The 8,515-nt window shown below is 44.5% G+C and carries 4 protein-coding genes; 2 read left to right on the top strand and 2 right to left on the bottom strand.

The window, feature by feature from the left end; genetic code table 11:
• Positions 1 to 66: 66 nt before the first annotated feature.
• Entirely contained in the window at positions 67 to 2,895 is a 2,829-nt protein-coding gene (locus ABW391_RS27830; protein ID WP_353485179.1) for a PAS domain S-box protein, read from the bottom strand.
• Positions 2,896 to 2,962: 67 nt separating this feature from the next.
• Complete coding sequence (locus ABW391_RS27825; protein WP_353485178.1) at positions 2,963 to 5,017, bottom strand: T9SS type B sorting domain-containing protein; 2,055 nt, start codon at positions 5,015 to 5,017, stop codon at positions 2,963 to 2,965.
• 201 nt (positions 5,018 to 5,218) lie between these two features.
• Here ABW391_RS27825 and ABW391_RS27820 point away from each other — a divergent pair, with 201 nt between their 5' ends.
• Entirely contained in the window at positions 5,219 to 7,165 is a 1,947-nt protein-coding gene (locus ABW391_RS27820) for a TlpA family protein disulfide reductase (protein ID WP_353485177.1), read from the top strand.
• A 245-nt stretch (positions 7,166 to 7,410) separates the two neighbouring features.
• Positions 7,411 to 8,463 carry a PorP/SprF family type IX secretion system membrane protein gene (locus tag ABW391_RS27815; RefSeq protein ID WP_353485176.1) on the top strand — a complete coding sequence of 351 codons (1,053 nt, stop codon included), beginning with the start codon at positions 7,411 to 7,413 and terminating at the stop codon, positions 8,461 to 8,463.
• Positions 8,464 to 8,515 lie beyond the last annotated feature (52 nt).

The raw sequence follows: 8,515 nt of genomic DNA, 5'->3' as shown, positions 1-8,515 counted from the left end.
TAAATACAACTAAAAAGCCGGGTCGAATGCTATAACTTTTGACCCAGCTTATTGGTTTTTGACTATTTAGCTCATTGTAAGGATTTCAGATTCAACCAGTTTTATTCCTAAGTAGGCCGCTTCTTCAAAAATCGCAAAATCACGCACCAAATCAACTGGATTAAAATCAGCTTTGGCGCGTTGGAGCAATTCTGCCCGCGCCCCTAAATACCCCAAACCAACCATTTGGAAGGAAGGCTTGATCTTATGGGCTTTTGCTGCAAAATCTTTCCATTGTTCTTTCTCCAGTAATTCACGCATTTGAGCCAGTTCAACTGGGGTTGTTTGAACAAAAATCTGGAAAATTTCGCGCATGTAGCTGGTGTCGTTTTCATACAATTCAACCAGTTCATTGCGATTAAGGGAGGGCGCTGCCGAGGAGGGAGCTTGATAATTGGTGAATTGCGGGAAAAAATTCTGGAATGCAACTTGAAGTTGTTCTGGCGTAAACGGTTTTGACAAATGGTGATTCATTCCCGCGTGCAAGGCCTTTTCTTTTTCATCCAAAAGAGCAGAAGCAGTCAAGGCGATGATTGGCACATTCTTATTGGGATTATGGGCGGCATTGCGCAAGCGCAAAGTTGTCTCGTAGCCATCCAGATTGGGCATGCGAATGTCCATCAAGATCAAATCAAAACGCTTGTTTTCCAAAATATTGAGTGCGATCTGCCCATCTTCTGCGGAAGTGTAGCTCAATCCCCATTTGAGTAAGAGATTTTCCAAATAGCGGCGATTCATGGGGTTGTCTTCAACGATTAAAACCTTCAGTTGCTCCGCATTTGTACTGACTTGGGGTTGGTTTGAAACTTTAGAAACCAGTTCTTGTTCTTTCGCCAATTCATAAGGCAACAAGACCTCAAAAGTAGTTCCTGCAGTTGGTTGACTCGTCACCAGAATGGTTCCCCCAAGGAGTTCTACCAATTGTTTCGTAATGGGCAATCCCAACCCCGTGCCATCCTGATGGGCCTTATTGGCCTTTCCTGCCTGGTTGAAGCGTTCAAAAATAAACGGCAATCGATCCGCTTCGATGCCCATTCCAGAATCTTGTAGGGTGAATTTTAGCCAATTTTTTCCATTTTCAAGTTTTGAAACGATAGAAAAGTGAATCTGTCCCTGTTCTGTAAACTTGAAAGCATTGCTGAGTAGATTCAGGAATATTTGATGAATGAAGGTAGGGTCGCTGCGCAAGCGAGATGGAATGTTTGGGGCTATTTCGTAAATGAGTTTAACATCTCGTTTTGCAAGGCGGAATTCAAAAGTTCTGCACAGCGCGCGCATCATTTCCACAAACTCAAAATCCTCAAGCTGAGGATCCATCTTTCCTTGTTCGATTTTTGAAATATCCAGTACATCACTGACCAAGGAATGGAGCAATTCAGAGGAATATTTTAGCGTATTGACGTACTCCAGCTGCTCTTTGCTGAGATGGGTATCGTAAAGTAGGTTGGTCATCCCAACGATAGAATTGATGGGGTTGCGGATTTCGTGGCTCATGTTGGCCAAAAAAGCTTTTTCGGCGTCCCGTGCCTGTTCTGCTTCCTGCCGTGCACGTTCGAGATCAGCTTGCAGAAGTTTTTGCTCAGTTATGTCCAAGTGAATACCCAATGTACCTACTAAATTGCCTAAGTCATTGTAAATCGGAGTATTGTTGATGAGCGTCCACACAATGGTGCCGTTCTTTTTTAACAAAGGTGCTTCCCAGATTACCGATTTGCCTTTGATGAATCGGTCTTCTTCTTGACGGGCTTTCTCCATGAATCCAGGTGGAGAAAACAGTTTTTTAGGATCTTTACCAATGATTTCTTCTTCTGAATAGCCTACCATTTCACAAAACCGCGGATAAGCCCTGACTATTTTGGCATCAGAACTGACCTCTAAAAGACCGAGTTCCATGTTCTCCATGATACCCCGGTATTTTTCCTCACTTTTTCGGAGCTGCTCTCCAGCTGTTCTCTTTACGGTAATATCCCGATAGTGCCACATGTGACCGAGGTATTCCGCTTCATGAAAAACCGGGATATAGTGGCGCTCCAAAATTTTCCCATCAGTCATGAATAAATCTTCAGCCAGGTTAATTTGTCGATTTTTCAAAAGCAAATCTACACCTTGAACGAAAGCTTCTGGGTCTAGAAACAGGTGTTTGCTTTGTTCAGCTGCCTGTGCACAATCTGCCCCAATCATCAAATCAGGGGAAAAGGGAATAGAAAAAAAATCACAAAATTGCTGGTTTACCAAAACAATTTTACGGTTCTCATCTTCCACCAATACGCCAGCATGGAGGTTTTCAACCAAACCTTTTAAACGAGAATAGGTGGTACTGAGCTCCTTACGAGCATGCACTTGTTCACTGACATCGCGGGATATAGAATGGGCTTCGTACAACTTATCGTCCTGATAGATAAAACTTACCCTTTGTCCCAACCACATGTCAAGTTGAAAAGCATTTTTGACGGGAAACTCGATGTAACTCGTGCTTACGCGCTCCCGAATCTGATCCCGGTAAGTATTGCGGATGGTTTCAGCATAGTCTTCGCGTATCAAACTGGTAAAATGCTTCCCAAGCATTTTGCTCAAAGGGAAACCCAATAGTATTTCTGCAGCCGGATTGATGAAGCGGAAGATGCCCTGATAGTCGGAAATAAAAACAATATCCTGAACATTATTGACAATCTCTTGGACATAGTGCAAGTCGCTTTTGAGCGAATCAAGCGCATTCAATTTGGATTGGAGCTCAGCATTGTGCAGGGTCAATTGGGCTAGCAATTGATCTTTCTCTTTAAGCTGGGCTTCCATACGCAAATGTGCAGTTTGCCCACTCAATATTTCCTTATTGCCAGTGTCCAAATCCTTATTCATCTTGCTTATACATAATTTCTTCAAAAATAAAGCAATAGACCTGAAAAACCAAAGAAGTTCTACTCATTTACCGCAAAAGCAACACTTCACCACTGCGACTGGCTTTTTCTCCATCCACAAATTCAACATTTGCGCGCCAAACGAAGAGACCCTCCTGCAGTTGCCGCCCCCTAAAAGTTCCGTTCCAGCGGGATTCCACACTATTCGGCAGGGCATTTTGTACACTGAAAAGCTCCGTCCCCCAACGATCAAAAACGCTAAATTGGGCAATTTGCGCAATGCCCCGATCACAAAACAGGGTAAAATAATCGTTTTCACCATCGTCATTGGGCGAAAAGGCATTGGGCGCAAAAGTGTTGTGCCGGGGAATGACTTCAAAAAAGACTTTTGTAGAATCTACGCAGCCTTTGGTGCTGTTGGCTACCAATTGATAACTTCCTTTGCGCAAAGGTTGTGCAAAGGGTTGTGGACAATCGCTGCAACTCAAGCCTGCTGGAGGCGACCATCGATAAGCACCTATGGCTTGATTGGCACGGGGCATGAGTTGCAAACTATCAAATTGTCGGATGGTAAAACTGTCCAGGGCCGCCAATTTAAACTGCTCAGGATCTTTAAGTGTCACCGGTCTGCTAAGCTTACAGGCAGGACTGGCTTGCACCGTGGCTTGATAAGTACCTGCTGCAAGGCCGGTAAATTTGTTGGCTGCTTGGAAATCCTTGCCATTGAGGGTATAAACCAATGGTCGATTGACCCCGCTAACATTGGTAATTGTGATCGTTCCGTCCTTGCTACGGGTACAGTTGGGATCCATTCCCGTCATCGTACCTTGCAATTCCCGTGCTTTAATGACCATGCTGTGATTGGCCGGGCAGCCGTGAATGGAGGTGACCGAAACGCCAAAAGTGCCCGGCAATTCAATGCTGATGGTGGCCGTGGTTGCGCCAGTAGACCATTTGTACTGTGCAAAATTTCCAGCATCTAAAATGGAAAAGTTTTCAGGGCAAATGATGCTGTCGCCCTTGATTCGGAATTTGCTCAAATCTTCAATAATAATGTGGTGGGTGATGATGCTGTCGCATCCTTTTGGCGTTTTGAAAACAATGTCGTACAGCCCCGAGTCTCGGTATACCTTGCCTTGCAAACTAATGCTTCCACCTGGACAAATGAAGACTTCGGTTGGGCGCGGTGCCTTTTTTTGCTCCAATACCGTAGAATAAGAAAAATAGTTGCAGGAGGGGTTGTTCAGTTGAGTGGCACTTGCTGCTGCCGCCAGGCGAAAATTTTGGCCCGGCTGAGGTCTTACAATATTCAGACTGATCGCATTCGCTCCCGCAATTGAAGTCCAGGTCAAACCTTTGTCGTCACTCTTTTGCCATTGATAGGCCAACGAATTGGGGTCGTTGATTTCAATTGCCGGAGTTAATTTGAACAAATCTTTGACGCAAATAAAGCTGGTGTCGGGCATTCTGATGTTTGGACCACAAGGGAAAAACGAAATATTGTCCAAACCCAGATCGTTTCCCTGTCCGCCAGGTGCGTTGTTGCGCAAGGAAAGTACGATGCTCGTAGCATTCGCTGGAGTAGTAAACGAAAACCCATAGGTATGCCATAACCCATCCTGAGGTACGTCTCCACTGGTGTATACATCGGTACCATTTACCAAAAAAGACAAATTGGGTTTGATGGAAGGAACAGGGAAGTTGGGAAGCATCAGGTTGATGATATCTGCCGAAAATTGATAGGTCGTGTTGCCACAAACGGCAACCGTATCCTGGTAAAACAAACCAGGCTGGAAGCTGGCATTGACTACCATAAAATATCCCTCAGGATCGTTGCTGCGGTCTTTGGTTTTTACCCAAGCATCGTTGGCGAACGAACCCCAGGGAGTGGTGTTTTTGGTGATCACGTACAATCCATCTGGTGGAGGGGGAAAAGCACTGTACCGATAACCCGGTGCAATGCCAGGGTCAACGGCCAGGGTATTCGCGGAGCCTTTTCCAAAATCTCCCCGATTGAAAATGTTGCTACCCAAGGAGCCTTTGCATAAACCTTGCCCAAAACAAAACTGAATGGATAAACAGAATAAAATCGATGTAATTATGACTTGAGTAGTGGCGTTCATTTTGTTTTTTGTTGTGAAACAAACAATAAGAAGCAAGATACTTCATAAAGCATTGAATGCTGTATTGTTGAAATAAATATTTCGCCATCCTGTCTTAGAATGTACACGCAAAAGAAGTTTTCTAGGTTTAAACCCAAAACTTTATATTTTTACATCTAAATGACAATTCAAGTATTCATTTACTTAACCTATTTTCCAAACATGAAATCAGTTATCCTGTCCTGCGCGGTAGCCTTGGCTACTATGGGGTTACAAGCCCAACCACTACGATGTACCCCCGAAAAACCACTTCCTGGCGAAACCGTTACGCTTGCCTACGATCAGAACCAAACCATACTTGCCAACGAAAAAGAACTAAAAGCTACCGTACTTTTTTTGAACAGCAACCAAACTGCCGATCGTGTGCAGGTTGACGATGTAAATTTTACCTTGGAGAATGGATTGTTCAAAGCGAAAATGACTATCCCCTCCAACGTCAATCTCTTTTACATTGCTTTTGCCAATGAAGTAGACGGTGAAAAAGAGAACAACAAGGGACAAGGCTACGGCTTCCCATTGTATCAGGCTGATCGAAAAAACCAGTTGCCCGGTGTAAAAGGGAACCAAGGCTTGGTGCTGGGAAACGGCTATTCTTTTTTGGCTAAAGTTGACCGAAATCCAGCAGCAGCAATAGTCCTGGTAAGAGAGGAGTTTGCTGCCAATCCCTCCTCGCGAAAAGACCCCCTCTTGCTTGCCTTTTGTGCAGTGGAAGCCAAACGCAACAAGGACGAGGCCCTGAAATCAGAAGTAAGAAAAATGGCGGAAACACTTGCCAATAGCTCCAAGTCAAATGAACAAGAACTTTTTACGGCCTATAAGCTTTTTAAAACTTTGGATGACAAGACTGTAGTGGAAGTGTTGGCCGAGAAAATCAAGAAAAAATACCCCAAAGGACTGCTGATCAGAAGCGAAAAACTGGAAGCAATAAGTATGGAGAGCGACCCAAATAAAAAGGCTGCCCAATACGAATCCATCAAATCTTTACCGCTGGTTACGAGCGAAGAGAAGCAATCGCTCCTCTTTGTCACTTCCAATTTAGCAAGTGGTTTTTTGGTGAAAAAAGATTGGCCCAACTTTGAAAAATATGTCAACCTGCTGACTGACAAGACCAGAAAAGCAAATTTGCTCAACAGTGCTGCCTGGCAACTCTGTGGCGAGGGCATCGTCAAGGAAGTAGGTTCCGCTGAAGCCGCACTGGCTGCCAAGTATTCCAAACAATCGATTGATTTGGTCAAATCTTTACAAGCCTCGAATAACAAAGCCGAGCTTCCTTTTGGCCAGAGCTTGAAACAGATGAAAGAAAACATGAACGGATACCTCGGCATGTTTTCTGACACGTATGCAGTTTGCCTTTACCGCACTGGCAAATATGCAGATGCCCTGGCCTATCAGGCACTGTTCAATGAAACGCAGGAATTCAACGATCCTGAAACCAATGAGCGGTATTGCATTTACCTTGAAAAAGCCAAAGGTGGACTTGAAGCAGAAGCGATGTTGGAAAAACTGATTGCCAAAGGAACCGCTTCAGAATCCATGAAAAAACAATTTTTGCGTTTGTTCCAGGCCAACAATAGCCCGGAAGTAGCCGCACAACGCTACCTGGACAACCTGGAAATGGATGCCAAAGCGCACCAGAAAGAAGAGCTGCGCAAAAAAATGATCGATCGGGAAGCGCCAGATTTTAAACTCCGCAACCTCAATGGAGAAGAAGTCGCGTTGAGCAGTTTGAAAGGCAAAGTGGTCGTACTCGATTTCTGGGCAACCTGGTGTGGTCCTTGTAAAGCCTCTTTTCCTGGGATGCAAACCGCCCTGGAAGCAGTTAAAAATCGCAAGGATGTGGTGTTCCTTTTTATCGACACCTGGGAAAAAGGCGACGAGAAAGAAAAAAACGCCGCAGATTTCATTGAAAAAAACAAATACAATTTCACCGTGTTGATGGACAACGACGATAATGTGGTTGGAAACTACAAAGTGGAAGGGATCCCAACCAAATTCATCGTGGGAAAGGATGGACGCATCAAATTCATGAGCGTTGGATTCAATGGCACCGAAACGCTGATCGAAGAAATTGTAACCATGATTGATTTGGCTGGCGAGGTCAAACCATAAACAATACAACTATTTATTCCAACGTTTTGCTAGTGCATTTGTGGAACACAACGAAAACCATTATCTTACTGCTGTAAAAAAGGAAGTTGAAAAAAAACAAGTTATGTTAAACTTTGACATAACTTGAATTTTTCAGAGCTTTGGGCATTACATTTATTGGGAGAGTTGCGTATACTTGCAGCACAATTTCAGAAAATTCATATTTGTTTTTCACTCAAAACCGATTATTAACCCTCGCTATCTATATGAAAAACTTGAAATCAATACTTGCGCTTTGCCTGCTGATTTGGGGGGCTACCACTTTGCAGGGGCAAGACATCCACTTTTCACAGTTCTACATGTCTCCTCTCAACCTTAACCCGGCGATGACGGGGGTGATGAACTGTAACGTGCGAATCGCAACCAACTACCGCAATCAGTGGGCCAGTGTGTTGCGCACCAACTCTTTCCGGACTTATTCGGTATCTTACGACCAGCGCATTCCCGTTGGCCGTTACGATTATTTTGGTGTCGGCGGTACTTTCTGGGGCGACCGGGCTGGAGAAGGCAATTTTGCAACCCTGACCGGGAAACTTTCAGGTTCTTACTCCAAGCAAATCAGTGGTGGTCGCAAAAAAGCCAGTTACCTGGTGGTGGGTGCTGAAGGCGGTTTGGCTCAACGAAGCATCGACTTCCTGAATCTGCGTTGGGGAACTCAACACAATGGTGAAGGCGGTTTTGATCCTACTCTTCCTTCTCAGGAAGACAAATTCAACCGGGACAACTTCCTGTTTGCCGATATGGCAGCAGGGTTACTTTATTTTCACCGCAATGGCAACAAGAACTTGTACATCGGCGGGGCATTTCACCACCTCAACCGCGCCAATCAATCGTTTGACACCGAAACAGAAGATTTGATCTTCAGCCGTTTTACCATCCATGGTGGGGGCGAATTTCCTACATCAAGCGGCAAAATGGGCATCCTGCCTGGTTTCATCGTGATGCGCCAGGGACCATCTTTTCAGATCAATGCTGGAACCAGCTTGCGTTTTATGTTGGATCAATCCAAAGACAATTACCAGGCGTTTCAGTTGGGTTTGTGGGGACGCGTGGCCAACAAACTTGAAAATGGCTACCTAACCGATGCCATAATTGCTTCAACACGCTTTGATTTCAACGATCTTAGCCTTGGTTTTAGCTACGACATCAACGTTTCTCAATTGAAGCCTGCTTCCAATTCACAGGGTTCATTTGAATTCAGTTTGATTTATAAAATTTGTGGCATGGAACGCCGTGGTGTTTATTGTCCAAACTTCTAAGGGCGATAAAAAAATAAGTGTTTCATTTTGCCAAAGGATTAGATGAGTAAAC

The organism is Haliscomenobacter sp., assembly GCF_040403615.1.
Lineage (GTDB): Bacteria > Bacteroidota > Bacteroidia > Chitinophagales > Saprospiraceae > Haliscomenobacter.
This window is presented reverse-complemented; position numbering and strand designations above follow the sequence as displayed.

Bases quoted from the DNA above. Each gene is read 5' to 3' on its own strand.
- ABW391_RS27815 (WP_353485176.1), top strand. From the start codon at position 7,411: ATGAAAAACTTGAAATCAATACTTGCGCTTTGCCTGCTGATTTGGGGG.
- ABW391_RS27825 (WP_353485178.1), bottom strand. From the start codon at position 5,017: ATGAACGCCACTACTCAAGTCATAATTACATCGATTTTATTCTGTTTA.
- ABW391_RS27820 (WP_353485177.1), top strand. From the start codon at position 5,219: ATGAAATCAGTTATCCTGTCCTGCGCGGTAGCCTTGGCTACTATGGGG.
- ABW391_RS27830 (WP_353485179.1), bottom strand. From the start codon at position 2,895: ATGAATAAGGATTTGGACACTGGCAATAAGGAAATATTGAGTGGGCAA.